Source organism: Shewanella algidipiscicola (assembly GCF_003605125.1).
Lineage (GTDB): Bacteria > Pseudomonadota > Gammaproteobacteria > Enterobacterales > Shewanellaceae > Shewanella > Shewanella algidipiscicola.
The window spans coordinates 15,265-40,047 of record NZ_QPQT01000010.1; the positions used below are offsets into that span (position 1 = coordinate 15,265).

The window sequence follows — 24,783 nt, forward strand, 5'->3', positions numbered from 1 at the left end:
TTAATTATTTTTTATGTGAGGTTAACGCTGTTTTTGTCTATATAGTTGTTGCAACTTTGTACTGTTTACATTTTTGGAATCGATTCCAAGTTTATTATTCATCTGGTATTAGATTCAACCTAAAATAATTACAGTGGTGAGATGAATGAAAAAGACCTTTGTTGCAATGTCACTCCTAATTGCTAATAGTGCTTTAGCGAGTGAATTACCTGATTTTTTAGATGTTAATGATATAAACAATGCAGCGTTTAAATGTCTTGGAGATGCTCCAACATATTCTAAAGTTGATCAAAAGTATGTCGATCAGCTTTGGGATGAAACCTTAACTTATCTAAGAGCCTATGCATCGGCATTAACTAACGGTGAAAAAAGCCATTGCTTAAACTCTGATGAAGCGCTGTTTGATTCTACAGAAGGTGGCAAGAAGATCTGCGTTATGGATCGCCGTGATATGAAGTTGATGGTGAAAAATATCTATCAAGTTATCAATAACGCCGATAAAGCAAAACAGTGCTTTGGCGCCCGGGAAGAGGTTGACTGGATCTATAACCCAGGTGGCGAGTTAACTAAAAATTCGCCAGTAGCCCAGCACTTTAAACGCACCACTTTTGATGAGTTTTTCGAGACTAAGGTCATTAACAAAGAAGTTCAGAAACTCGGTAAGCTATTTACAAAAAACTTTTATAAGATGGTGACCGGCGATGAAGTGAAGATGCCATCGGCTTTCCCTTACGATATCAGTGCTAACGCTCTGCCAAACCTCTGGGCGGCGGCGGGCTGGTTCCCTATGTATGCCGAAGAGAGTAAGCGTAACGACAAGAACTTTAACAACATCCGTGCTGGCTATGCCTACGCTGAGATCTTCGGCCATTGGGGATTGCTACGCATCGATGAGATCAATGGTGAAAAGGTCGGCGCCGAAATTGGCATGACGGTGCAGTCGGTCGATACGCTTTATCCATATCATAACCATGCGGTTTCAGAGATGTACTACAACATGCGCGTTCCAGCATGCACTAATCAGTTTAAGAGCTTCGCGGTAAGAGAGGACTCACCACTGGTTCATACCATTAAAGAAGATGACAAGGTGCGCCGAGTGCAATTTGATGCAGCGCAGCACAATGGCCATACCCAGTGGTTAGCCGGTAGCTATCAGCAAGATCCGCTGATCTATTTTCACCAAAACACCATCCATGCATTCGATGTGGATGGAAGTTGCGAAGCCAAACCTGAAGAGCGTGCCATTGTTTCTGTTTGGGCAAGAAGTAATGCCCATGATAAGCGCAATGACTATGGCACCACCTTATTATGTGAGTCGGCTAAAAAACCTGGTACTCCAGCAAATAAAGATGAAGTTATTCAATGTGATTTAACCAAGCTTAAATGGTAATCGGTTATTTAACTTTTCGTTTATTAAATTTTATTCAAGGCGTTATTTAGCCTTTATTTGTATAGGATGCAAGTTGGTAGTATGAAATTATTTAAATTATCTATCTTATCTGTTATGACATCTTTACTCTTCTCCAGTGTTGTCGCGCAAGCGCAAGAAAATGAAGATGGTATTGATGTATCGGGAACGGTTAGGGTTAATTATGCTTATAAAGATTATGATCAAGCTTCAAAAGATAAAGGTGGCGATGTTACTTTCGATATGGCCGCCATTAAATTTAACGGAAAACTAGGGGAGTGGGGACTCGCCAGTGAATATCGTTTTTATGATGGCTGGCAGGCACTACGATTTGGTTATGGTTTTTATGATGTTAATCCTGAGTGGCAATTGCAGTTTGGTGTGACACAGAAGCCCTTCGGTAATCCTGGTTTTATCTCTAATAGTTTCTGGTTTGGTGTGCCTTATTACTTAGGTTTCGAAGATGACTATGACCTAGGGGTTAAAGGTGTGTATAAAAATGGTGCTTGGGGCACTGAGATAGCATTTTTTAAGAATGCTGAGTACGGAGCGAGCCGCGCTGACCGCTATTCGACCGACCTGTATAGTGGCGTAGTTAACGGCACGGAATACAATAACGAAGAGACTAACCAGCTAAATCTACGTCAAATGTATGAGATGACCTATGAAGGCGGCAGTGCAAACCTTGGTGCCTCGGTTGAGTATGGTCAGATCTATAACAACAAGACGGGCAACAATGGCGATCGCTACGCTGTTGCTATTCATATGGATGCTAGCTATAACAGCTGGAATCTGCAACTGCAGGTAATGCAGTATGAATATGATGCAGCTGATGCCATAGATAGTAACAAAATTGCTGTCGCAGCCTATAACTGGCAATACGAAATTGCCGCGAAAGCCCAAGCCTATAGTGTGAATCTTGCTAAAACAGTCACGACCGATTGGGGTAGCCTTAAGTTATACAATGACTTTGGTATGGTGACCCCTGATGTTGCCGATGATAGCTTTGATACCAGTTATCAAAATGTGACTGGCTGTGCGATTGCTGCGGGTCCAACTTACACAATGATCGATTTTATTGTGGGTAAAAATATGTATGCCTCGACCCGAGATAATGGTCATGTGGGTTTACCTGAAATCGGTGATAGTTGGGATAAGCGAGTTAACATTAACTTCGGCTATTATTTCTAAGTCGATTAGTATTAAATTCCAAACCTCTCTAGGGCCTGTTGATCTTTCAAGGTTGTTTTTGCAACAAACGCTGCCTGAAGGGTTCGGCTAAAAACGTTTTACTCTTTGTTAAGTGAATTTTGCTTAGATGACTAGGCTGCAATCCACTCGCCTCGATTAACACGTTTTTGTCTCGAACAATATTCAACCAGCAAAGATCAACAGGCCCTAGTAATAAAAATGCCAACCCTTAGGGTTGGCATTTTCTATTGTGGTTACTGAACTGTTGTTTTTATTATTTTATTTTAAATATCGAGAGCTAATTAGTCGGCAGGGACACAGCTTGGAATCGATTCCACGAGTAAAGTGACCCCATTTTGGGGAGTTCCTCAGTGACGAGAGTAAATTTGTAATGAATACAATTGGCTTTAAAAAAACCATCACCCTATCGGTGATCATTTTAGTCTCTTTATGTCTGGCTTTTTCCAACCTATTTTCTTATTTAACCCTTAAGTCAAATACGGTCGAGCAAGTGCGTGGCAACCTCGAGACGATTGCTCGTTTCGAGGCAAAAAGCATACAAAACTGGTTCATGAGCAAAGCCAACAGTATCGATGCACTTGCCGAGCAATATAGGCAAAACCGAGTGAATGGCGAATATGCCATGGTGGCAAAGTTGGTCAAAGAAAATAGCCGTTTGTATTCCGTGTTCTGGGGATTTGAAGACGGCAGTTCTTATGCGAGTGTGATTGATGATGATATTTGGCACAAGGGTGTTGCCGATCCGACTCTATATGACCCAAGGCCTAGAGGTTGGTATCAACTGGCTAGAAATAATAGCAAAGCGGTATTGACCGATATTTATGTCGATATGGTGACGGGCAATCCAGTGATCTCTATCGTGACTGATGTGGGTGATGGCGTGCTATCTGGCGATATTGGGCTAGAGATCCTCAACGAGACCGTTAATGGAGTCAACTTCCCTGGTGCTACAGCCGCCATTGTCGATGAGGCGGGTAAGGTGTTGGTGTCAAATATGCCACATTTGCAGGCGGGTAAGTTGATGAGTCAACAAGGTTGGGGGCAGATTGAGCAGCAACTAGTGGCTCATGATGTGTTTGCCAGCGACTATCATAGCGCAGGCACAGACTTGCTTATTTTTAGTCATGAAATTCCGCTATTGCATGGAAAAAAGAAGTGGTTTCTTGTGCTTAGTATCGATAAAGATGTTGCCTTCGCTAAGGTCGATGAGGCACTGGATTCAGCGCTGATTAACTCAGGCATCATGTTATTGGTCAGTAGTTTACTCGTGCTACTTATCTTGAATTGGCTATATCGCCCCATCATAGCGCTTAAGCAGGTGATCGTGGGACTGTCACAAGGACAGGCCGACCTCACTATGAGGCTACCGGTGAATAGTCAGGATGATCTGGGTGATATTGCCACAGGTGTTAATCTGTTTATTACTAACCTAGAGTCCATAGTCAAGGAACTCTACGCCAATTCGCTTGATATAGGCCAAAGCATCGCGGCGCTAGAAAACCAAATGGATGGTAACAATCAAATACTGACGAAACATGTGCAGGAGACTGAGCAGATAGTCGCCGCCGTTGAGGAGATGAGCGCCACGGCAAATGATGTGGCCAATAATACCGCCCAAGGCTCACAAATGGCGACCTTGGCCAGCAGCCAAGTTAACGACACCAAACAAATAGTATTCAATACCCGTGAGACAGTTGAGCGCTTGATTCATGATGTTGAAACGACCGAAGTGAGTATTGCCAATATATCCGATGATGCGACGACGATTACCAAAGTGTTGCAGGTTATCGGTGATATTGCCGCTCAAACTAACCTATTAGCGCTTAATGCTGCGATTGAAGCCGCTAGGGCAGGAGAGCAAGGGCGAGGCTTTGCTGTGGTGGCTGATGAAGTTAGGGCGTTAGCGGCGCGGACTCAAACGAGTACGGCAGAAATTGAGCAGACGTTGGATAAGTTACTTTTGGGTATTGAGCATACCGTGACCACGATGAAGCAAACCAAGATGACTTGTGAGCAAACCAGTCACTGGACCAATAATATGACTGAGAATTTAGATGAGGTCATTAAATCTGTGGACACAGTCAGCGATCTCAATACCCAAATAGCCACAGCAGCAGAAGAGCAAAGCATGGTGTCGGCCGAGGTGAGCCGCAACATGGCCGAGATACGCGATATGGTCGTGATATTAGAGGACAGCGGCGCAGCGAGTCGCGATGAAACACATAAGTTGTCTGCGTCGAATCAGAAGCTCGCGGCAGTAGTGGATAAGTTTACTATCGATAATGTTTAAGTTCTGTTGCGTTTTTTTCGTTGGTTTTTATGGTTATTTTTAATGCCAATTTCCTATCTAGTATGTTGTGCCGTTGTTGCTGATTGCTTAATCTAGAAAATACAGCCTAGTTTAAGTAAGCGGAAGTGCCCTATAGCGGCACTTCACTGCATCTTGCGCAAGAGGTCAGTTGTGATTGGCTTCTGCTAGATTTTCGACGTTGGCTTTGATCAGCGTGATCAATTGCTGGGTGGCATCGGTTTGGGTGTCAGGGTTGAGGTATAAACCCTCGTTAAACACTGGCAACACGGGTAGGCCGTGTTCGAGTGGATCTAATATCTGCATATTGTCATTAATGCGAAACTCGGCAATAGGCGCGATAGTAAGATCGTTCTCTACCGCCATGCATAAGGCTTGTGGCGACGGTGTCGATAACAATACATTGATAGGCCGCATGGTGAGCTGATGGTTAGCAAAAACCTGCGCTCGGATTGGGCAATTTTCGGGGTATAGCGCCATAGGGATCGTGGCACGCTGATGGGCATTGCCATTTTTAGCTGCGACCCAATGAAATCGACGTTCAAACAGAAGTTCACCGTGAGCTGGTGGCTGCCAATGGGTGGCAACGATAAGGTCAAACTCTCCTTGTTGCAGGCGCTTATACAGATTGCCACTAACATCGGTATCAATGACCAGCTCTATGCAGGTAAATTCGCGAATAAACTCGAGCAAACAACTACTGAGGTAGCGCTTAATATAATCTGTGGGCACCCCAAGGCGAATAATTTCACGGTTTTGGCACTCTTTAAGCTCATCTAGCGCCTGAGAGTTGAGCTGCATCATCTTGTAAGCGTAGTTGAGTAAAGTATTGCCCGACTCGGTGAGGGTGACTCCTTTGTTGTCGCGCAGGAGTAAGGATTGCCCGACACTCTCCTCCAGTTTTTTGATCTGCAGGCTTAAGGTTGATTGGGTACGACAGATCTTATCGGCGGCTTTAGACAAGTTGCCGCATTCCACCACCGCGATAAAACTCTCAAGCAATTCGATTTTTAACATGGGGTATTGAGTTTGTTAATAGTGGTATCAGTATTACTCAATATCTGCTGGACACAAACCCTGTTATGGTTTGATTGTGAAGTTGCAATGTATTTGTTTGTCGAAATGTGATGGGGTCGCTATGAGTAGCTGGGAACAAAGAACGGATTATCTTGTTGAGGTTGCACAGCGATGTCTTAGGGGGCACCAGAGTTTTGATCTGTGCCGTTCTCATCTGGTTGCGGCGAGTCAAATTTCTAAAGGAACCATCTATAACCATTTCACCACCGAGGCGGATTTAGTCGTCGCTGTTGCTTGTGCTCAATACCAAGATTGGTTGACATCGGCTGAGCGCGATCATCAGCAATATTCCGATCCCTTTGAATGCTATCTATTTCATCACTGCCAGCGCCTACATGATGTGTTAGCTCAAAAACGCTTTGTGATAGAGCGAATGATGCCTAATCAAGAGTTATTGCTACAGGCCTCTGACGTTTACCGCGATAGATTTAATGATTTGCTCAAGCAATATTGCCATTGGAATCAAAGTACGATACTCGCAGTTGGTGAGCGGCCTGGGTTTGATCGTGGCGAATTACTCAAAAATTATATTCGCGGCACTATGATCAACAGTGATGATGGCACTAAGGCATGTGACGATGTACAGACCTATTATCAATTTAGTTATGCATTGAGCCAGTTAATGGGACATTCGGATAAGCGCATCCCCACCATACAAAAATTTACCGATTGGTTGTCGCAGTTACATGCGCAAGCTGCTATGTCGGCAGCTTGATGCTGACCAATAAACCGTGAGGTGTAACATTGGATGCGCTGATCACTCCCTTGTGGGCATCGACGGCCGCTTTCGCTATTGCCAATCCCAGCCCCCAACCGCCAGACTCTCTTTCCCTAGCAGATTGAGGTCGATAGAAGGGATCAAATATGGCTTTAAGATCGGCGTCCAGTGCGATACCGGGTCCGTCATCAATTATCTCAATAAGCACATGATCGTTAAAAGATACCGCTTTGATGGAGATTTGCTGGTTAGCATAATGAATCGCATTGCGGAGTAAGTTCTCTATTGCCCTTGACAGTGGTCGCGGCGTGAGCGGCAATATCAACTGCTCATCAATGTCGATGAGCAACCGTTTATTTTGCTGCTCGGCTTCAAATTCGGCATCATCCAATACCTGACCTAAGGTTTCACTGAGTGACAAGTTATGTTTGCTTTCGTGTAGATTGAGCTTGGCTCGTGATAGTTCCAATAGCTCGGCTATCATCGCCTCAAGCAATTGTGCTTCATAGCCAATGCGCTCGAGTTCCGTTGATTCTTGGCCTTTTTTGCGCGCCAGAGCTAAGGCTAACTGCAGCCGAGTTAATGGTGTTCTCAGTTCATGGGAAATATCACTAATAAGCCGCTGTTGGCTATTAACCATAGACTCGATTGAACCCGCCATGGCATTAAAGGCAACGGCGAGTTGACCTATTTCATCTTTGCGTGCTGTGGTGCTGTTATCGGCGCGATGACTTAATTCGCCTCTGGCTACCGCTTCTGCACTCGCTTTTAAGGCGCGTAGTGGTTTACCTAAATGCCATGCCAGTAGGCCGCACAATAAGCCCGACAACACAATGGCAAGCACTAGGGTGAAGATGATGTTGTCGGCGAAGAAAAAGAACCAGGGCCGAGGGTGCATTTCGGCCATTCTGCCATAGAGGCTAAATTTACTGCCATTGACACTAAACTCGTGAGGGCCAAAAAAAATCTCACTCTTAAACTGGTGGCTGATGGGGCGTGCGGCTTCTTCTGCCAACAACATAAAGCGGCGCATACCGCGAGAAACTCGGTCGGTATTGACCACTTGGCCTTGTTCATTGACTAGATAGAAGCGTACCGGTTTATGGTCCATCTCTTTAATGCGATGCCAGCGTTGTTCACGCCCGGAGGTGAGCACTTCTGGGTGAGTTTGAATATGGATAGCCACACGCTCAAGCAGTTCTTCAAGGCGCGGTGTCATTTGAGTTTGATCGTGATTTTGCTGCAACAATGGCAGCAGACCAACAATGGCTATGATTAAACTGCTACACAGCCAAAAGCTGAGTAGCAGTTTGATAAAAATGCGATTAGGTAGGCTACTGAGCTTCATTTAAGTTAACCAGATATACCCTTTGCCACGCAACGTTTTGACTCGCGGGCGGCCGTCGGCACGTTCGGGGAGTTTTTTGCGTAAATTAGATAAGTGCATATCTAGGCTGCGATCGAAGGGCATCAATTTTTTGCCGAGTACCTGCTCGCTCAGCGTCTCTTTGGTTAACACTTCGCCGTTATGTTGGATCATATAATACAGTAGGCTAAACTCGGTTCCCGTGAGGATTAAGAGTTGATCTTGGCACGTCACCTCTTGGCGACTTGGGTCGAGTTTGATGTCGGCAAATTCAATGATACCCGGCTGCTGTTCATCTGCTTGCTGACTGGTGCGGCGGATAATCGCCTTAATACGCGCGACCAATTCTCGATCATTAAAAGGTTTAGGTAGATAGTCGTCGGCCCCAATTTCTAGCCCTACTACTCGGTCTATTTCGTCACCGCGTGCGGTGAGCATCAACACCGGAGTGTGCTTCTTGATTCGCAGGGCCTTAAGCACCTCAAAACCGTTGAGTTTAGGTAACATCACATCTAATAGGATTAAGTCAAACTCTTGCTCCAGCGCAAGGTTGAGCCCCGCCTGACCATCGTTGGCCACGGTTAAGCTGAATCCTTCTAGTTCTAAAAACTGCACTAGCAGTTCGGCTAGACCTAAGTCATCGTCAATTAACAATATTTGATTCATATGCGCCTTAATCTCTGTGTGAATATCGATACACCTTTAACAGGCTGAGTATACCCGTTTAGATGTCAATTGCAGTCTACCAATGTAAGCCTACGTAAAGCCTTACTGTTGGCTATTTTAGCGTATCAGCGTAATAACTTTACAGAGGTTTACCTCACTATCGCGCAGCATTACATTGCAGGGCGTACACTAGTTGTGTTGGAACTCAACGTGAGTTTAATTGATTTACCCACTCGCAATAGCGTGTAAGAGGCAGACTATGAACAAGTTAACCCTAAAATCTGGATTATTGGCACTAATGACCACGGCAACTTTATTGTCGTCAGCAGCGTTTGCCGAAACGCCTAATCGTGATGCGGCGCCGTATCATAAGATGCATGGCGAACATAGGGCTCATCATGATGGCATGCATAAACTCTTTCGTGGTTTAGACTTAACCGATGAGCAGCGTGGCCAAATGAAGCAGATAATGCAGCAACATCGAGATGCAATGAAACAAAATCGCCCTACCGATGACGTACGCCAAGCTCATCAATCGCAAATGTTGGCAGTGCTCAGCGCAGACAGTTTTAATGAGGCCGATGCGTTGGCGTTAGTGCAAGCTAAACAGCAGCAACGTCAAAATGCGGCGATAGCTAGACTCAAAGTGCAACACGATATCTATCAACTACTCACCCCCGAGCAGCAGGCGCAATTTAAAGCCAACTTGGGCAAAGGTACCGGACGTAAAGGGGATCGCCGATAAGCGTTAACTAAGTTACAATGGGTCACGTTTCTTCCCCTACTTTAATCAGTAGTAATGTGACCTTATGAAAGACACTTCCCAATACGATTTTTGGGTGAAGCTGGCTAGCCGCGCAGCAGTGGCGACAGCGTTCACCCTTATTGTTATCAAGCTTGCAGCCTGGATGTATTCTGGGTCTGCCAGTATGCTTGCATCGCTCACAGATTCCTTTGCCGATGCGTTAGCCTCAATAGTTAACTTCATTGCGATACGTTATGCCATTGTGCCTGCCGATAAAGATCATCGCTATGGCCATGGTAAGGCGGAGCCTTTGGCGGCACTGGCGCAGTCGGCGTTTATCATGGGCTCAGCCTTTTTATTGCTGTTTCATGGTGGCGATCGCCTCATTAACCCCACGCCAGTCAATCATGCCATGATGGGTATCATAGTCTCGGTTATCGCCATAGTGTTGACCTTTGCCTTAGTGATGTTACAAAAGCGGGCGGTAGCGGCGACATCGAGCACGGTCGTGGAGGCCGATGCGCTGCACTATAAGTCGGATCTATTACTCAACTCGGCAGTCTTACTCGCCTTAGTATTGTCACAATTTGGTTGGTGGTGGGCCGATGGTTTGTTCGCCGTGTTCATTGCGCTATTTATTGGTCACCAGGCGTTAGACTTAGGCTATCGTTCGGCGCAGTCGCTGCTCGATAGAGAGCTTGATGCCGACAAGAAATTGCTTATTGTACAAGCCCTAGAGCAAGACCCACGTATTAACGGTTTTCATGACTTACGTACTCGCGAGTCGGGCAAGACCACCTTTGTACAGTGTCATTTAGAGCTCGATGGCCGGCTTACGCTACGCGAGGCTCATGCCATTGCTGATGCGGCAGAGGCGAGGGTGCGTAAGTTGTTCGAGCATGTGGAAGTGTTGATCCACCAAGACCCCATTTAAGCTTGATTTATGTACCTGAAATAAGCCGCCAACGGGCGGCTTAGTGTTAAAAGGTATTTACCTTAAAGGTTAACTAAGGTGATGATGGTGCCGCCAGTTGTGCTTGCTGGCTCAAGTGTAACAATGCCGCAGCTGCGGGCGTAAGAGGCAGATCTTTACGCCAAATTAAGGCTAAGTCCCAAGTTAGATTTGGCACTATGGGTTTAAACGTTAAGCGGCTAGTACTGAGGCGAGCGCAGATGGGCTCGGGAAGAATAGCGACCCCCATATGGGCTTCAACCATAGTGGCTAAAAAATCCCATTGGCCGCTGCGAAAAGCGATATTTAATTGCACTCCCGCCTTGGCGCTAAGTCGTCGGATCAACTTAGCCAGTGAGAAGTCTTCGTTGTACAAAATAAAGGGGTAGGGTTCAAAGTCTTGCCAAGTGATCGCCTGTTTTTCTGCCAGTGGGTGATCTTCGGGTAAGCAGGCGAGCAGAGGGTAGCGCGTCAAGGGGTGATGAGCTAGCTCGGTTTCATGTGTGGTGGGCAGCGCCGTAAAGGCGATGTCTAAGCTGTTATTAAGTAAGGCCTGTTCACAACCAAAACCACCATATTCATACATTTGTAATTCGATGCCAGGATAGCGCTGTCGAAAGTTGGTTAGTAGGCCGATCAGCAGGCTACTCATCATGGGGCAAACACCCAGCCGTAAGTGGCCCGATTTGAGGCCACTTAAATTGGTTAAATCTTCTTGTAATCTGTGCCATTGGCCGAGAATTTCTCGTGCGCTACGTTCGAGCAATATGCCTGCCTGAGTGAGTTCAACTTTTTGATTATTACGGTGCAGTAATTGCTGGCCTAGGCTCTCTTCGAGGCGCTGGATAATTTTGCTGAGCGTCGGTTGGGTGATAAAGCATTTTTCGGCGGCACGGGTAAAATTCGCGCTTTCCACTAGGGTTAGGTAATACTGTAACGTCTTGATTGGTATATTCATTCTTTATTGGCATTTATGGCATGGCATATATTCATTTTACTAATAGACGCCATAGTATTACTTTGAACTGGTCAGCAAAAATGGAGCAACACAATGAAATTCAGTAAAAATTTATGGGTCGGTGCCTTGTGGCAAGCTGCTATGCCTGTCGATGCAAACGAGAGTGACAAGGTGACAGAATCATCGGCAACTGTGGCAAACAATGCTCCCTCTGAAGAGCTACAACATAGCCCAGCCTAAGCTGGGCTTTTTGTTATGTCAGCTTTGGTATTCTTAGGTTAGCCCATCTCTAACTCTTTGAGTTTACGGGTTAATGTATTACGTCCCCAGCCTAAACGCTTGGCCGCTTCCTGCTTATGGCCGTTAGTGTGCTTAAGTGCCGTTTCGAGTAAGATGCGCTCAAATGCGGGTTGAACCTCGGTAAGTAAGTCGCTATCCCCTTCACTTAATCGTTTATCTATCCACTGGGTTAAGGCTTGTTGCCATGAGCCGCCTGCCGCTTCAGCCTTAACGGGGTGACTGGCGGTTGGGGTTAATAATTCTGGTGGTAAGTCTTGAGGTAAAATTTCCTGTCCCGATGCCATCACCATTAACCAGCGACAGGTATTTTCTAATTGGCGCACATTACCAGGCCAAGGTAGGCTAGCTAACAACTCTGCGGTGGCTTTGGTGAGTACTTTGGGTTCTACACTGATCTCTTTGGCCGCAGTGGCTAAAAAGTGGCGCGCTAACTGGGGAATATCTTGCCGGCGTTGCGATAGCGGTGGCAGATGCACGCGGATAACGTTTAAGCGATGAAATAGATCTTCTCGAAACTCCCCCTTACTGACTTGTGCTTCCAAATTTTGGTGGGTCGCGGCGATGATGCGCACATCAACCTGTACTGGCGAGTGGCCACCAATACGGTAAAATTGACCATCGGCCAACACCCGCAGCAGTCGTGTCTGGACATCCAGTGGCATATCGCCAATTTCATCGAGAAATAAGGTGCCGCCATCGGCTTGTTCGAAGCGGCCTTGACGCACGCCTGCCGCGCCCGTAAAGGCTCCTTTTTCATGCCCAAACAGCTCAGACTCAATCAACTCTTTCGGAATGGCCGCCATATTGAGCGCAATAAAAGGTTTGTCTTTACGAGGGCTGTGTTTGTGCAGTGCTCCCGCCACCAGTTCTTTACCTGTGCCCGATTGACCATTGATTAGTACACTGATCGAGGAGCGTGATAGTCGACCTATGGCGCGAAATACCTCCTGCATGGCGGGGGCTTCGCCGATAATTTCTGGGGCCTTGACCTCGGGTTCTGTTTTAACTTTAGGTGATTGTTCCTTGGCATGATTGAGTGCACGTTCGACTAAACCAATCACCTCGTCGATATCGAAAGGTTTGGGCAGGTATTCGAATGCACCCGCTTGATAGGCGCTAACGGCGCTGTCGAGATCTGAGTGGGCAGTCATGATAAGCACTGGAATATGCGGGTAATGCAGCTGTAAGCGCTCCAGCAGTGTCAGGCCGTCGGTGCCTGGCATTCTAATGTCTGAAATGATCACTTGGGGTTGAGTCTGCTCTAGTGCTTGCCAGAGTGATTCGGCAGCGGCAAAGCTAGCGCAGCTAATGTTAGCCCCTTTTAAGGCGCGCTCTACGACCCAGCGTATAGAGCTGTCATCATCGAGAACCCAAACTTTTTCTGTCATACGCTTACTCTCTTAAGTTGAATACTCATTATGTAGTGTCACGCGCGTGTCTCTGGTGACCTGTAACTCAGTTTAGCCTTTGACCGGCAGTAAAATGGTGAATTCGGTTTGTCCGGGAACCGAGGCGCAATCAATGCGCCCGCCGTGTAATCTGGCAAAGTTATGGGCAATGGATAGCCCTAGCCCTGAGCCATGTTCGCGGCCCGTGACCATAGGATAAAACAGGGTATCCATGAGCTCGGGTTTGATGCCGGGACCGTTGTCTATGATAGATAAAGCCAGTACCAGCTTGTGCCTCAGAGTGCCAATGGTTATCTGGTGTTGGGTGCGTGTTTTAATGCGGATCTCGCCGCCTGTTGCTAATGCTTGTATCGCATTTTGTACAATATTGAGCACCGCTTGCTGCAGTTGCTCTTGATCCATTTCAATATCAGGAATGGAAGGATCATAGTCTTGGATTAGATGAATATTAGTGGGCAAGGTGACCTGCACCAGCTTAAGCACTTTTTGGATCACTTCATGGATATTATGCATGCTGTGCTGTGTCGGTTTTTGTGGCCCTAGCAGGCGGTCGACCAAGTTACGTAATCTATCGGCTTGTTCAATAATCAGGTCGGTAAATTCGCGTTGTTCATCATCTTTTAATTCGCGGGCGAGTAATTGCGCCGCGCCGCGTAGTCCACCGAGCGGGTTTTTAATCTCATGAGCCAAGTTACGCACCAGATACTGCGCCGCTTGTTGCTGTGCATCTAAGGTTAACTGCTGGTGAATACGCCGTTGTTGATCCACCTGACGTAACTCCAATAAGCCTTGGGGGTGGCCATTGTCTGCTTCGATGGGAGACAGGGTGATGTCGAGAATGTGTGCGTTGCCATCTAAGGTGGTGATATTGGCACTATTGACTGTTAGCCCTTGGTGCTGCTCAATGGCGCTCATCAGCAGTTGAGTGTCGACACTCAGTTCTTGGTAGCAATCGCCTAGGCTATGTTCTGTGAGTCGGTGACTGCCTATGCCTAATAGTTGCTCTGCTGCACTGTTGGCATAGCAGAGTTTTAAGTCGTGATTAATCACTATGACCGCAGTCACTAAGTTGTTCAGCAAAGGGTCTGTGTGCATTTACGACTCCCTGAAATAGATCGCACCAACATGGTGCACCAATTTGGTGCATGGCGCAAGCTAGCTTCATCGAGAGGAAAAATGTCGAAATATGCGCTAAGCCAATAAAAAGTAATTAATTAATAATTATTAGCCGCCAGCGGGTTTTGGCTTTGGTATTGCGTTGACCCTAGCTCGATGAAGAAATATGGTTCTTGGAGGAGTAGATGCAAGTTGTTTGCCGTTTTGTGCTAATGCCTTAATTTCAAAAATATGTTCACCGCGATCGACGTTCTCCAAACTAAATATCGCAGTGGTTTGGGCTGGCCCTATCACTTTGCCATCCATTAACAGTACCAACACGTGATTACTGGCAAGATCTGGGGTTATTGAACCGATAATAGTGATGTTGCCGTTATTATCACGAATGGTTTCCTCTTCAGATGGGCTGCTGATCCGCATCTGATAGCTGGGTTTATCTGCTGCTGGCTCGAGTTGCTTGTCGCCTAGATCACGCACTAACACTGGGGGGAGCTTAATCTGATTTTGGGTATTTTCTTTGAGCTCGACCGCTTGAGCATTTTCAATTGGACTGTCTGAGTAGTGTACCTTGCCATCTTTATCGACCCATTTATAAATGGCCGCCTGCGCGAACGCGGTAACAAGTAGTAAGGTAAAAAGCAATAGCGTGCGCATAAGCGATCCTTTGTTATACGATGGTATCTTGGTTAGATTAGTCTGTTTTTGAATAAAAATCATCGCGTATCTTGCTGTGTTTTATGCGTCACAATATGTTGTTAGTCAATTATAGAGGTTCGTTTAGTTGCCAGTTGAGGTGTACGCATAGAGGAAGTGGTTGCCGCAACTTGAGACGTAAATGAGTCGTCATATAGAGCGACAATGTCGCCGCTCAGCGACTCTAAGTGGTTTGTGGGGTTAATCTAGGTATTGGCAGCAATACTGAGCAATGTCATTGGCACGCATGGTGAAACTGACCTTCGCCGCCAGTTGAAACTGACTGCCTGCGGAAAAGCTTTGCCATGTATCGCTGCCGGGAAGTAACACTGATAAGGTACCATCGATCACGTGCATGATTTCGCCCACTGCAGTGCTAAATTCATATTCGCCGGGTAATACCACGCCCAATGTTTGTGTGCTGCCATCACTAAAAGTGACTGTGCGGCTCATCACTTTGCCATCGAAATAAACATTAGCCAGCTTATCGACTGAAACCTGTTGAAATTGATTCATATATTCATCCTTAAAAAATACCGATAGATGAATATATAGTTAAAAAATGAAAATATCTATTCTTAAGTGTAGGTGTCGTAATATCGATTTGCATGGTGTTGATGTTGATTACTGTCTGGCAATGACCTGCTCAATAAAGGTTTGCATAATGGCACTATTAGCCAAAACGCGTTGATCGAAATTCTGTTTACCCGGCGTCTCGCTGCATACACCAACATTAGCACCTAAGCGGACCAAAAAGGCTTCAAATGAGAGGTCGAAATGGTTAAAGATAATGCCGTCGGCTACCGGGCAATCATCGATAAAACCATCAGGGGCAATAGGAAAAAATTCACCTAGGGTGTCACGCAGTGTGCGGCTGAAATGGCCTGGAGTTTGGTTAGCTTCAAATGAATAGATATAAGTATCGTTTTGCAGCACATCTTCATGGCAAGTTAAAATACCTTCTTTACTGGCGGCCTGTAACAACTGCGAATGTTCAAGTAGTATTTTACCTTCCGCAGAGGTGTCATCATTACTTTTACCGCGACCATTTTCGACCAAAAAACCTCGATTAGGATTTTGACCTAACTTATTGAATCTATGGCCACGCTTGAATCCTGTTGGGTTGACAAGTGGCAGTAGACTAAGGTTGATGCGCTGAAAGAGTTCGGGTTCTAATTCATTGAGGAAATGCAACATTCCCCAAGGGCCAGCGGCTTCTTCACCGTGAAACCCTGCGCTAATTAACAGTGAGGGCTGCCCCGATTTTTGTGCCGGTGATTGGTACAAATTTAACGGGTAGCGTCCCGCGTCGCCGAGGGTTCGTTCCAGTAAACCTAATCGAGTGACTTGCTCTTTTAAGCACGCGTAAAAGGTGCTGATATCGTTACTCTCGCAACTAAAAATATCGCTCTTCCAAGTGTAACTGGCAAACGGATCACGGCTAGACATAATTGATTCTACTGTAAATTATCGGCCTGCTCATCATAGCAGTTTACCCATAAAGATAAATCCTTTTAAGCAAGATTAGGCCTTAATGGATAATTGTCGACTTAAGGTTTGCATGCGGATGACACTAGGTATGATTGAGGAGGTTCAATTTGACTTATTGTCGGTACCTAGGCGCGATTTCAAGCTAAGGCTTTCATGCATTTTTAAGCATGTAGAGCAGTTGCGTTGACGTATGGGTTGAGCAATAAAAAAAACCGCCTGAGTAGGCGGTTTTTTAATCATGTATTGGTAGATTACAAGCTGTAGTAAAGCTCGAATTCAACTGGGTGAGTGGTGCGAGCCACTCGCTCTGCTTCTGCGGTCTTCAATGCGATATACGAATCGATGAAGTCATTGCTAAAGACGCCGCCTTTAGTGAGGAACTCACGGTCAGCATCGAGGTTTTCGAGTGCATTTTCCAGTGAGGTTGCCACTTGTGGGATCTCTGCGGCTTCTTCTGCTGGTAGATCGTAGAGATCTTTATCCATCGCTTCGCCAGGGTGGATCTTGTTTTGAATACCGTCAAGACCGGCCATTAGAAGCGCAGCAAAACCTAAGTATGGGTTTGCATGTGGATCCGGGAAGCGTGCTTCAATACGGCGCGCTTTCGGACTTGGTACCACAGGGATACGGATTGAGGCTGAGCGGTTACGGGCAGAATATGCCAGCATCACTGGGGCTTCAAAATGTGGCACCAAACGCTTGTAAGAGTTAGTGCTTGGGTTGGTAAAAGCATTCAGTGCGCGAGCATGTTTGATGATACCGCCAATATAATACAGGGCCGTTTCACTCAATCCGCCGTACTTGTCACCAGCAAATAGGTTAACACCATCTTTAGCCAGTGATTGATGTACATGCATACCACTGCCATTGTCGCCAACAATTGGCTTAGGCATAAAGGTGGCTGTTTTGCCATAAGCGTGAGCCATATTATGGACGACATACTTAAGGATCTGAATCTCATCGGCTTTTTTGGTTAACGTGTTGAAACGTGTAGCAATTTCGTTTTGACCGGCAGTCGCCACTTCGTGGTGATGTGCCTCAACGACTTGGCCCATCTCTTCAAGCACTAGACACATAGCACTACGTAAGTCTTGTGAAGAGTCCACTGGTGCTACTGGGAAATAACCGCCTTTAACGAATGGACGGTGACCTGTGTTGCCATCTTCATAATGGGTACCCGAGTTCCAAGCCGCTTCTTTGGCATCAAGCTTGACGAAACAACCTGACATATCGGTGCCAAATTTTACATCATCAAATAGGAAGAATTCTGGTTCTGGACCAATCAATACGGTATCAGCGATCCCAGTGGAGACGAGATACTCCTCTGCTTTTTTAGCAATAGAGCGTGGGTCGCGGTCGTAACCTGTCATGGTACCAGGCTCAAGAATGTCACAACGGATAAGAGCAGTGGTCTCTTCTGTAAAAGGATCTAATACAAAAGTGGTTGGATCTGGCATTAATACCATGTCTGATTCGTTAATGCCTTTCCATCCTGCGATTGAAGAGCCATCAAACATCTTGCCGTCTTCGAAGAAATCGGCATCAACTTGGTGATGCGGAATAGAAACGTGCTGCTCTTTACCTTTGGTATCGGTAAAACGTAAATCAACAAATTTAACTTCAAGTTCTGCTATTTGCTGTAAAATTGATTCTGCTGACATTCTTAAATCTCCGTGTAGGGTAGAGGGGATGCCCTTCTTGTAACATTCAATTTAGCGCTTGACGCGGTGCTGGCCAATATAAAGCCAGACTCGTGCCAACATTCTAAGTTGTTGATTAGTTTGAGGTTGTGTGTGATGAGGTGATGCGCCGCAATTCGGATTGCACTACATTGGTGCGTTATTTGCCTTGTTATGGTGCGTTCACCATCTTGGTGCGCATTGCAACGATCATGATTATTCATAGCTGACTAAAAAATAATCCTGTGCGAGAGTCCTCGTCTAGAGTAGAATGGCACGTTTTTTATTGCAATAGCTATTATTGAAGCTGTTAGTAATACCCCCTATTTTTTTGATGGTAAGAGGTTTATTTGTGTTAGAGAATTTACGTAACATCGCCATTATTGCACACGTTGACCATGGTAAAACTACCCTTGTTGATAAGTTGCTGGCACAGTCTGGAACCCTGGAGTCTCGGGGAGAAGCCGCTGAGCGGGTGATGGATTCGAACGACATCGAAAAGGAACGTGGTATCACGATCCTTGCAAAGAATACTGCCATCAAGTGGAACGATTACCGTATCAACATCGTCGACACCCCTGGCCACGCCGACTTCGGTGGTGAAGTAGAGCGTGTTCTGTCGATGGTTGACTGTGTATTGCTACTGGTTGATGCGGTTGATGGCCCAATGCCACAGACGCGCTTCGTAACCAAAAAAGCATTCGCGCAAGGCTTAAAGCCAATCGTTGTTATCAACAAAATTGACCGTCCAGGTGCTCGCCCTGATTGGGTTATTGACCAAGTATTCGACCTATTCGATAACTTAGGTGCAACTGATGAGCAGCTTGACTTCCCAATCGTTTACGCATCTGCATTAAACGGTTACGCAACTTTAGATCCAGACGAAGCGGGTGTCGACATGACGCCACTGTTTGAAACTATCGTTGAGAAAGTCTCATTTCCAGACGCTGACTCGGAAGGTGACTTCCAGATGCAGATCTCGCAACTTGATTACAACTCATATGTTGGTGTTATCGGCGTAGGTCGTATCAAACGTGGTAGCGTTAAGACTAACCAACAAGTCACCATCGTAGGTGCTGATGGTAAGACACGTAATGGTAAGGTCGGCCAAGTATTAGGTTACATGGGTCTAGACCGTACCGAAGTTGAAATTGCTAACGCTGGTGACATCGTAGCAATCACTGGTCTTGGTGAGCTTAAGATCTCTGACACTATCTGTGCAGTAGGCGCTGTAGAAGCACTACCACCACTGTCAGTTGATGAGCCAACATTGACCATGACGTTCCAAGTCAACACATCTCCATTTGCTGGTAAAGAAGGTAAGTACGTGACTTCACGTAATATCCTTGAGCGTCTACAGCAGGAATTAGTGCATAACGTTGCACTGCGTGTTGAAGAAACTGACAGCCCAGATCGTTTCCGTGTATCGGGCCGTGGTGAACTTCATCTGTCAATCTTGATTGAAAACATGCGTCGTGAAGGTTACGAGTTAGCCGTTTCGCGTCCAGAAGTGATCATGAAAGAGATCGATGGCGTGATGTGTGAACCGTTCGAAACCGTAACCGTTGACGTTGAAGAAGAGCATCAAGGCGGCGTTATCGAGAAACTAGGTACCCGTAAAGCTGAAATGAAAGATATGCAGCTTGACGGTAAAGGCCGTGTGCGTATCGATTTCGTGATTCCAAGCCGTGGTCTAATCGGTTTCCAAACTGAGTTCTTAACTGCCACATCTGGTACTGGTCTGATTTACCACACCTTTGACCACTATGGTCCATTTAAAGGTGGCGATATTGGTCAACGCGCTAACGGCGTACTGATCTCTAACGCAACAGGTAAGGCACTAACCTTCGCACTATTTGGTCTACAAGATCGTGGACGTCTGTTTATTGGCCACGCTGCCGAAGTGTATGAAGGTCAAGTGATTGGTATTCATGCGCGTGCAAACGATCTTACAGTTAACTGTTTGAAAGGTAAGCAGCTAACGAACATGCGTGCATCGGGTACCGATGAAGCGCAGGTACTGACTCCACCTATCAACTTAAGCCTTGAGCAAGCGCTTGAGTTTATCGATGATGATGAGTTAGTCGAAGTAACGCCACTGAGCGTCCGTGTTCGTAAGCGTTATTTGACAGAAAACGAGCGTAAGCGCCACAACCGTGGTTCAAAAGACGCTTCTTAAGCCTGAGGTAGCACTTACGAGTCGCTAGCCATTAAGCTTTAAGTATTAAAAAAGCCCTGAGCATGACAATGTTGAGGGCTTTTTTGTCTCTATAGGCGCTTGAGTCCATAAGCTGGATGATGCCAATCAAATAAAGTTAGTCATCTATTGATTGATGCAAAATCGTTAATGTTGATCTCTGAGTTTGTCGTCGACATAAATTGAGGTAACTATTGAGTCTTATTATAAAAATCTTAGTCTCATAGAGTCGCCTGTTAGCCATCAAGCATAATGATGGCGACGATTAGCAGTCTATCAGGCGGCAATGTTGTATTAATCTAGGGCATCTTGCTTTCGGCTAACCACTGGGCATACTGTTTGGTGTAGTAGCTCACAATGAGGTCGGCTCCCGCGCGTTTTAAGCCAGTAAAAGTTTCGGTGACCACGGCTCGCTCATCGAGCGCTCCCGCTAGTGCGGCAAATTTAATCGCAGCATATTCACCACCGACTTGATATGCCGCTATAGGCAAATGGGTCTCCTGTCTTAAACGGCTGATCACATCTAAATAAGGGGTTCCTGGTTTGACCATCAGAATGTCGGCGCCTTCGGCCTCGTCTAATGTGGCTTCGAGTAGCGCTTGACGACCATTAGCGTAATCGAGTTGGTAGCCTTTCCTATTCCCACTGAGTTCACAGTCTACAGCGGCTCTAAATGGACCATAAAAAGCAGAGGCAAATTTTGCCGAATGAGCCAAAATGGCGACGTGTTGAAAACCTGCGTCATCGAGTCCTTGGCGAATGGCTTTTACTTGACCATCCATCATCGCCGACGGGGCTAACATATCGGCGCCAGCTTTAGCAGCGGTGACAGACTGTTTAACTAAATTGTCTACGGTGGCGTCATTATCGACTTCGTTGTGGTGCATCACGCCGCAATGACCGTGAATGGTATATTCACAGAAGCAGATATCTGGAATCACCATCATCTCGGGGACGGTCGATTTTATGGTGTTAATCATACGAGCAAGTAGGCCATTTTTATCCCACGTATCGCTGCCTGCGGCGTCTTTGGTGTGTGATATACCAAAGGGCATCACATAGCGAATGCCAAGGGCATATAACTCACGAACTTCATCGGCGAGGTGGCTTTCGGGAATACGGCTGATACCAGGTAGAGTAGCGATCGGCATAGCCTGCTCGAGTTGCTCTTCAATAAAAATAGGGTGGATTAAATCGATGAGTGAAATATGGCTTTCGCGCAATAGATCGCGCATGGCTTCAGAGCTACGTAAACGTCGCATGCGGCGTAGTGGAGGTGTGCTTAACATGGAATAACCTTTATAAACAGATTGGTGAGTGATTGGGTTTATTACAGGAGAAAATCTTCATGCCTTAGCTGCTCTGACTCTGCGTGGAATGCAAGGTTCCACATTCAATTATATTCGATCTGTTTATGTGATCGACTTAGAGTATTTAATGGTTTTAGTCTAATCGAGAGTGAGGCCAATGAGCTAATTAAGGAGGTTGGCGGCGAGAATTTTGGGTTCTATCGCTTATGATACGCATGTTTATCGTGAGGTTTCGGCGAATGACAAAGTCAGCTTTTTAAGGCGTGGCTACCGATGAGTATAAAACGCAGCACGTCAAAGTTACGTCAAAACTTGGAGGGGAAATATAAAATTTTATGTTTTTGTTGTGCAGTTAGAAGTTCCATACCATGAGCGTTTATCCAATATCATAAATTGCGTAGACTCAGTCTCATCAGTTTAACAACTGTAACAGAGTTGTTTGATGCGGTGCGTGCTAAGTGCCGCCTTAGTGGTTTCTGATAGCGCGTATGTGGTGTAAAAATGGAACGTTTAACTCAGCTGCCTATAACGAAAGCGGAAGCAAGCCCAGAGATTGCCAATACAGTACTCGATGATATCAAGCGGCCAATAGCCTCACATGGCTTTGGTGGCTTCTGGTTTCAAGGCATAGCTAACAGTGCTTATGAAGACTATCGTGAAAATAATCGCGGCAATTTACTGACACGACGCACGCTACAAAGTGCTGCTGGCGTATTGGCTTCATCACCGACGGTGCAACAACTGCATCAACAATATCTGGCTCGTGTCGCCGCAACAGACATTAACTTTGGCGAAGCTCTGTGCCTAAAGTCTCCCTATTGCTATGTATTTGATGAAGGTGGACGGCCAAATAAAGCTAAAAAACTGTTTAATCGATATGGTGTTAATACGATTGTCAGCTGGCCGCTGAAAAACTTTGCTTCGAATGCTTGGAGCGGTCGATTCACTTTACTCGCTAAGCATGAATATAAAGATCTAAATCTGACAGGCTTAGAGGTTACGCTTAAGCAAGCCCAAATGAATTTATTTGAACATTTTCATGATCAAATAAATCCCTACCGCCAATATAAGTTATTTAATAAAACTGCGATTAAAGCATTAAGAATGGCCGCTACAGGTTTGCATAACCATGAAATATCACAAGAGTTACACATTACCGTTCGTGGCGTAGAATATCATCTAGAATCTATGAGAAATAAGCTTTCAGCTAGCAATCGTGCTAATTTAGTGCACATTGCACATCAATTGGAAATCATATAATTATGTTAGTGCTTCTTGTCGAAGATAACCGTCTGCTTGCTAAAAACATTATTCATTATTTAGAGCTGAATGATATCGAAACGGATTATTCTGAGACACTTGCACAGGCTGAGCAGGCGATAATAAAGCGTAACTTTGACGCTATTATTCTCGACCTTAATTTACCCGACGGTGATGGTATTAGTGCCTGTAAAAAATGGAAAGCACAGTGCATCATTGCTCCCATCATTATGCTGACAGCGCGCAGTAACCTGCAAGATAGATTGTCTGGTTTTGAAGTGGGAGCCGATGATTACTTGGTTAAACCTTTTGCTATGGCTGAATTAGTGGCTCGACTCAAGGTCGTGTCGCAGCGGCGCCCGTCGCCGAATCTGCTTACAATTGGCGAGCTTGAATTTGATTTTGCTGGACATAACGTATATAGACAAGGGCAGCGATTAGTCTTAACACGGACAGGCTGGCAGATCCTAGCGCTATTGGCGAGAAGGAGTCCTGAAACAGTAGAGCGAGATGAAATTGAGAGATTACTTTGGCCCGATAGTTTGCCAGATAGTGATAGTCTGCGCAGTCATATTCATCTACTGCGTAAAATTGTCGATAAGCCTTTTGAGCAAAAGCTGCTGCATACTATTCGTGGCGTAGGTCTATGTTTAAAGGTCGATGATGAAGCCTAAACTCAGTTTAAAGCGAGTCTATCAGGTTTATGGTTTAAGCTTTTTGGCGATCACTTTACTCATCAACAGTTTTATCCCCCTGTGTATGATGTGTACAGGCATGTTTAGCATGCATGAGATCACCATGAGAAATGCCGCTCAAGCTGCAGTGCAATACGCCAGTGCCGAAAATAACCCTTTTTACACCGACAACCTGAGCGTATTTAATAGCTGGGAGTCGGTGCCAAGCAAGATAAAGGCGATAAATAATGGTAACCCCCCCGAACAGCCTAATGACGTAAAGCACCAACATACCGATGGTAAATTCATCGATGCTTTGATGCTACATCAAGATGAGGCGGGAAAATCTAGCTATGTATGGCTGCACTATAATGCCACCCATGAGTTAGAGTTTGCCCCCAAAAATATGGCTGCCATCTGCTTATTGGTTATTATGACCTTTACTGTGAATGCTATTTTGGCATGGTATTTACAAAGCCGAGTCATTTCGCCAGTGCATCAGATCAGTCGGGCAATAAAGCAGCATGATTGGCAAAAGATGGAACAACTTCGATTTCCAAAACAGTGTTATGCCGAGCTTCAATCTATTGTCGATGCCTTAGACAGCTCGATTAAACAGCTTAAAGAGGCGCAGCAACGTGAGCTATCATTTTTGCGTTTTGCCAGTCATGAACTCCGCACGCCTATCGCTATCTGTCAGTCTTCGTTTGATATTTTGACCTTACAACAGGGCCAGTTAACCGGGCCGACTTTGCATGCCAGTCAAGCGACGACTCAAATGAAATCGATCACCGAAACCCTGCTGTGGTTAATGAGCTCTGATTGTAGTCCGATGGATAAAAGCTTAGTAACGTTAGCCGACTTGTTGCAGAGCATTGTCTATGATCAACAATTTGCTCAAGGCAGCGAGGTTGAGGTGGAGTTATCCTGTGATGACACCCAATTATTAGTGCTTAAAGAGCCGCTGAGCATAGTGTTAAATAACTTGGTCCGTAACAGTTTAGAGCACGGTGCTAAAGGCATTAGCATCACTCAACGAGGTAATAGAATCGATATTGTTAACCCGTTGTCACGGCATAACTCCAGTGGTTTCGGGCTCGGATTGATGTTAGTTGAACGTTTAACTGCCCAGCTTAATTGGCACTATTCAACCAGTTACGATGATAACTTTTTTAGAGCAAGCCTCATCATACATTCAGCTTAACCTTTAATAACAACTCGCTGTTTAGTGATGGCAATAGTTG

23 protein-coding genes are annotated in these 24,783 nt (G+C 45.7%); 12 read left to right on the plus strand and 11 right to left on the minus strand.

The window, feature by feature from the left end; genetic code table 11:
• The first annotated feature begins 145 nt into the window (after window positions 1-145).
• From dddY to DVO77_RS12110, 3 genes are all read left to right on the plus strand, one after another.
• Window positions 146-1,390: a dimethylsulfoniopropionate lyase DddY gene (gene dddY, locus DVO77_RS12095; protein WP_119978514.1), complete on the plus strand. Its 1,245-nt coding sequence runs from the start codon at window positions 146-148 to the stop codon at window positions 1,388-1,390.
• A 114-nt stretch (window positions 1,391-1,504) separates the two neighbouring features.
• Window positions 1,505-2,599 (plus strand): hypothetical protein, encoded by a 1,095-nt coding sequence (locus DVO77_RS12100; protein ID WP_249038172.1) that lies wholly within the window; start codon window positions 1,505-1,507, stop codon window positions 2,597-2,599.
• A 391-nt stretch (window positions 2,600-2,990) separates the two neighbouring features.
• Complete coding sequence (locus DVO77_RS12110; RefSeq protein ID WP_119978516.1) at window positions 2,991-4,910, plus strand: methyl-accepting chemotaxis protein; 1,920 nt, start codon at window positions 2,991-2,993, stop codon at window positions 4,908-4,910.
• 165 nt (window positions 4,911-5,075) lie between these two features.
• Here DVO77_RS12110 and DVO77_RS12115 read toward each other — a convergent pair whose 3' ends face one another.
• Window positions 5,076-5,945 (minus strand): LysR family transcriptional regulator, encoded by an 870-nt coding sequence (locus DVO77_RS12115; protein WP_119978517.1) that lies wholly within the window; start codon window positions 5,943-5,945, stop codon window positions 5,076-5,078.
• Between the two features lie 121 nt (window positions 5,946-6,066).
• Between DVO77_RS12115 and DVO77_RS12120 the strand changes: the two genes are divergently transcribed.
• Window positions 6,067-6,720, plus strand: coding sequence for a TetR/AcrR family transcriptional regulator (locus DVO77_RS12120; RefSeq protein ID WP_119978518.1), 654 nt, complete (start codon window positions 6,067-6,069; stop codon window positions 6,718-6,720).
• On the opposite strand, the gene DVO77_RS12125 is transcribed toward DVO77_RS12120, so the two are convergent.
• Window positions 6,704-8,071: an ATP-binding protein gene (locus DVO77_RS12125; protein WP_110458960.1), complete on the minus strand. Its 1,368-nt coding sequence runs from the start codon at window positions 8,069-8,071 to the stop codon at window positions 6,704-6,706. The genes DVO77_RS12120 and DVO77_RS12125 overlap by 17 nt on opposite strands.
• Window positions 8,072-8,755, minus strand: a complete 684-nt coding sequence (locus DVO77_RS12130; protein WP_110458961.1) for a response regulator — start codon at window positions 8,753-8,755, stop codon at window positions 8,072-8,074.
• A gap of 69 nt (window positions 8,756-8,824) precedes the next feature.
• On the opposite strand from DVO77_RS12130, the gene DVO77_RS12135 reads away from it, so the two are divergent.
• The 3 genes from DVO77_RS12135 (at window position 8,825) to fieF (ending at window position 10,434) form a co-directional block, all read left to right on the plus strand.
• A complete protein-coding gene (locus DVO77_RS12135) occupies window positions 8,825-9,004 on the plus strand; it encodes a hypothetical protein (RefSeq protein ID WP_110458962.1) in 180 nt (59 codons plus the stop codon).
• A gap of 10 nt (window positions 9,005-9,014) precedes the next feature.
• Window positions 9,015-9,500 carry a Spy/CpxP family protein refolding chaperone gene (locus tag DVO77_RS12140; RefSeq protein ID WP_110458963.1) on the plus strand — a complete coding sequence of 162 codons (486 nt, stop codon included), beginning with the start codon at window positions 9,015-9,017 and terminating at the stop codon, window positions 9,498-9,500.
• A gap of 64 nt (window positions 9,501-9,564) precedes the next feature.
• Complete coding sequence (gene fieF, locus DVO77_RS12145; protein ID WP_119978519.1) at window positions 9,565-10,434, plus strand: cation efflux pump FieF; 870 nt, start codon at window positions 9,565-9,567, stop codon at window positions 10,432-10,434.
• 73 nt (window positions 10,435-10,507) lie between these two features.
• Here fieF and DVO77_RS12150 read toward each other — a convergent pair whose 3' ends face one another.
• Window positions 10,508-11,410, minus strand: a complete 903-nt coding sequence (locus tag DVO77_RS12150; RefSeq protein ID WP_110458965.1) for a LysR family transcriptional regulator — start codon at window positions 11,408-11,410, stop codon at window positions 10,508-10,510.
• Window positions 11,411-11,503: 93 nt separating this feature from the next.
• On the opposite strand from DVO77_RS12150, the gene DVO77_RS19040 reads away from it, so the two are divergent.
• Window positions 11,504-11,650 (plus strand): hypothetical protein, encoded by a 147-nt coding sequence (locus DVO77_RS19040; RefSeq protein WP_162924186.1) that lies wholly within the window; start codon window positions 11,504-11,506, stop codon window positions 11,648-11,650.
• Between the two features lie 38 nt (window positions 11,651-11,688).
• On the opposite strand, the gene glnG is transcribed toward DVO77_RS19040, so the two are convergent.
• From glnG to glnA, 6 genes are all read right to left on the minus strand, one after another.
• Window positions 11,689-13,098: a nitrogen regulation protein NR(I) gene (glnG, locus tag DVO77_RS12155; protein ID WP_119978520.1), complete on the minus strand. Its 1,410-nt coding sequence runs from the start codon at window positions 13,096-13,098 to the stop codon at window positions 11,689-11,691.
• A 72-nt stretch (window positions 13,099-13,170) separates the two neighbouring features.
• The gene (gene glnL / locus DVO77_RS12160; protein ID WP_119978521.1) at window positions 13,171-14,214 is read right to left on the minus strand and encodes a nitrogen regulation protein NR(II); all 1,044 of its coding nucleotides are present in this window, start codon (window positions 14,212-14,214) and stop codon (window positions 13,171-13,173) included.
• A 129-nt stretch (window positions 14,215-14,343) separates the two neighbouring features.
• A complete protein-coding gene (locus DVO77_RS12165; RefSeq protein WP_119978522.1) occupies window positions 14,344-14,889 on the minus strand; it encodes a DUF4124 domain-containing protein in 546 nt (181 codons plus the stop codon).
• Window positions 14,890-15,129: 240 nt separating this feature from the next.
• The gene (gene ppnP, locus DVO77_RS12170) at window positions 15,130-15,444 is read right to left on the minus strand and encodes a pyrimidine/purine nucleoside phosphorylase (protein ID WP_110458969.1); all 315 of its coding nucleotides are present in this window, start codon (window positions 15,442-15,444) and stop codon (window positions 15,130-15,132) included.
• Window positions 15,445-15,552: 108 nt separating this feature from the next.
• Window positions 15,553-16,377, minus strand: a complete 825-nt coding sequence (locus DVO77_RS12175; protein WP_119978523.1) for an N-acetyl-ornithine deacetylase — start codon at window positions 16,375-16,377, stop codon at window positions 15,553-15,555.
• 293 nt (window positions 16,378-16,670) lie between these two features.
• Window positions 16,671-18,080, minus strand: a complete 1,410-nt coding sequence (gene glnA / locus DVO77_RS12180; RefSeq protein WP_119978524.1) for a glutamate--ammonia ligase — start codon at window positions 18,078-18,080, stop codon at window positions 16,671-16,673.
• 370 nt (window positions 18,081-18,450) lie between these two features.
• Here glnA and typA point away from each other — a divergent pair, with 370 nt between their 5' ends.
• The gene (gene typA, locus DVO77_RS12185) at window positions 18,451-20,277 is read left to right on the plus strand and encodes a translational GTPase TypA (RefSeq protein WP_119978525.1); all 1,827 of its coding nucleotides are present in this window, start codon (window positions 18,451-18,453) and stop codon (window positions 20,275-20,277) included.
• Window positions 20,278-20,594: 317 nt separating this feature from the next.
• Here typA and hemB read toward each other — a convergent pair whose 3' ends face one another.
• The gene (hemB, locus tag DVO77_RS12190) at window positions 20,595-21,584 is read right to left on the minus strand and encodes a porphobilinogen synthase (RefSeq protein WP_119978526.1); all 990 of its coding nucleotides are present in this window, start codon (window positions 21,582-21,584) and stop codon (window positions 20,595-20,597) included.
• 522 nt (window positions 21,585-22,106) lie between these two features.
• Here hemB and DVO77_RS12195 point away from each other — a divergent pair.
• The 3 genes from DVO77_RS12195 to DVO77_RS12205 are packed head-to-tail and all read left to right on the plus strand — an operon-like array spanning window position 22,107 to window position 24,743.
• Window positions 22,107-22,865, plus strand: a complete 759-nt coding sequence (locus DVO77_RS12195; RefSeq protein ID WP_110458974.1) for a response regulator transcription factor — start codon at window positions 22,107-22,109, stop codon at window positions 22,863-22,865.
• Between the two features lie 2 nt (window positions 22,866-22,867).
• Window positions 22,868-23,539 carry a response regulator transcription factor gene (locus tag DVO77_RS12200; RefSeq protein WP_110458975.1) on the plus strand — a complete coding sequence of 224 codons (672 nt, stop codon included), beginning with the start codon at window positions 22,868-22,870 and terminating at the stop codon, window positions 23,537-23,539.
• Window positions 23,526-24,743, plus strand: coding sequence for a sensor histidine kinase (locus DVO77_RS12205; RefSeq protein ID WP_162924187.1), 1,218 nt, complete (start codon window positions 23,526-23,528; stop codon window positions 24,741-24,743). The genes DVO77_RS12200 and DVO77_RS12205 overlap by 14 nt, the downstream gene beginning before the upstream one ends.
• The last annotated feature ends 40 nt before the right edge of the window (window positions 24,744-24,783 follow it).

What these genes read in the sequence shown, in the direction of transcription:
- dddY (WP_119978514.1), top strand. Translation starts at nt 146, where the DNA reads ATGAAAAAGACCTTTGTTGCAATGTCACTCCTAATTGCTAATAGTGCT.
- DVO77_RS12100 (WP_249038172.1), top strand. Translation starts at nt 1,505, where the DNA reads ATGACATCTTTACTCTTCTCCAGTGTTGTCGCGCAAGCGCAAGAAAAT.
- DVO77_RS12110 (WP_119978516.1), top strand. Translation starts at nt 2,991, where the DNA reads ATGAATACAATTGGCTTTAAAAAAACCATCACCCTATCGGTGATCATT.
- DVO77_RS12115 (WP_119978517.1), bottom strand. Translation starts at nt 5,945, where the DNA reads ATGTTAAAAATCGAATTGCTTGAGAGTTTTATCGCGGTGGTGGAATGC.
- DVO77_RS12120 (WP_119978518.1), top strand. Translation starts at nt 6,067, where the DNA reads ATGAGTAGCTGGGAACAAAGAACGGATTATCTTGTTGAGGTTGCACAG.
- DVO77_RS12125 (WP_110458960.1), bottom strand. Translation starts at nt 8,071, where the DNA reads ATGAAGCTCAGTAGCCTACCTAATCGCATTTTTATCAAACTGCTACTC.
- DVO77_RS12130 (WP_110458961.1), bottom strand. Translation starts at nt 8,755, where the DNA reads ATGAATCAAATATTGTTAATTGACGATGACTTAGGTCTAGCCGAACTG.
- DVO77_RS12140 (WP_110458963.1), top strand. Translation starts at nt 9,015, where the DNA reads ATGAACAAGTTAACCCTAAAATCTGGATTATTGGCACTAATGACCACG.
- fieF (WP_119978519.1), top strand. Translation starts at nt 9,565, where the DNA reads ATGAAAGACACTTCCCAATACGATTTTTGGGTGAAGCTGGCTAGCCGC.
- DVO77_RS12150 (WP_110458965.1), bottom strand. Translation starts at nt 11,410, where the DNA reads ATGAATATACCAATCAAGACGTTACAGTATTACCTAACCCTAGTGGAA.
- DVO77_RS19040 (WP_162924186.1), top strand. Translation starts at nt 11,504, where the DNA reads ATGAAATTCAGTAAAAATTTATGGGTCGGTGCCTTGTGGCAAGCTGCT.
- glnG (WP_119978520.1), bottom strand. Translation starts at nt 13,098, where the DNA reads ATGACAGAAAAAGTTTGGGTTCTCGATGATGACAGCTCTATACGCTGG.
- glnL (WP_119978521.1), bottom strand. Translation starts at nt 14,214, where the DNA reads ATGCACACAGACCCTTTGCTGAACAACTTAGTGACTGCGGTCATAGTG.
- DVO77_RS12165 (WP_119978522.1), bottom strand. Translation starts at nt 14,889, where the DNA reads ATGCGCACGCTATTGCTTTTTACCTTACTACTTGTTACCGCGTTCGCG.
- ppnP (WP_110458969.1), bottom strand. Translation starts at nt 15,444, where the DNA reads ATGAATCAATTTCAACAGGTTTCAGTCGATAAGCTGGCTAATGTTTAT.
- DVO77_RS12175 (WP_119978523.1), bottom strand. Translation starts at nt 16,377, where the DNA reads ATGTCTAGCCGTGATCCGTTTGCCAGTTACACTTGGAAGAGCGATATT.
- glnA (WP_119978524.1), bottom strand. Translation starts at nt 18,080, where the DNA reads ATGTCAGCAGAATCAATTTTACAGCAAATAGCAGAACTTGAAGTTAAA.
- hemB (WP_119978526.1), bottom strand. Translation starts at nt 21,584, where the DNA reads ATGTTAAGCACACCTCCACTACGCCGCATGCGACGTTTACGTAGCTCT.
- DVO77_RS12195 (WP_110458974.1), top strand. Translation starts at nt 22,107, where the DNA reads ATGGAACGTTTAACTCAGCTGCCTATAACGAAAGCGGAAGCAAGCCCA.
- DVO77_RS12200 (WP_110458975.1), top strand. Translation starts at nt 22,868, where the DNA reads ATGTTAGTGCTTCTTGTCGAAGATAACCGTCTGCTTGCTAAAAACATT.
- DVO77_RS12205 (WP_162924187.1), top strand. Translation starts at nt 23,526, where the DNA reads ATGATGAAGCCTAAACTCAGTTTAAAGCGAGTCTATCAGGTTTATGGT.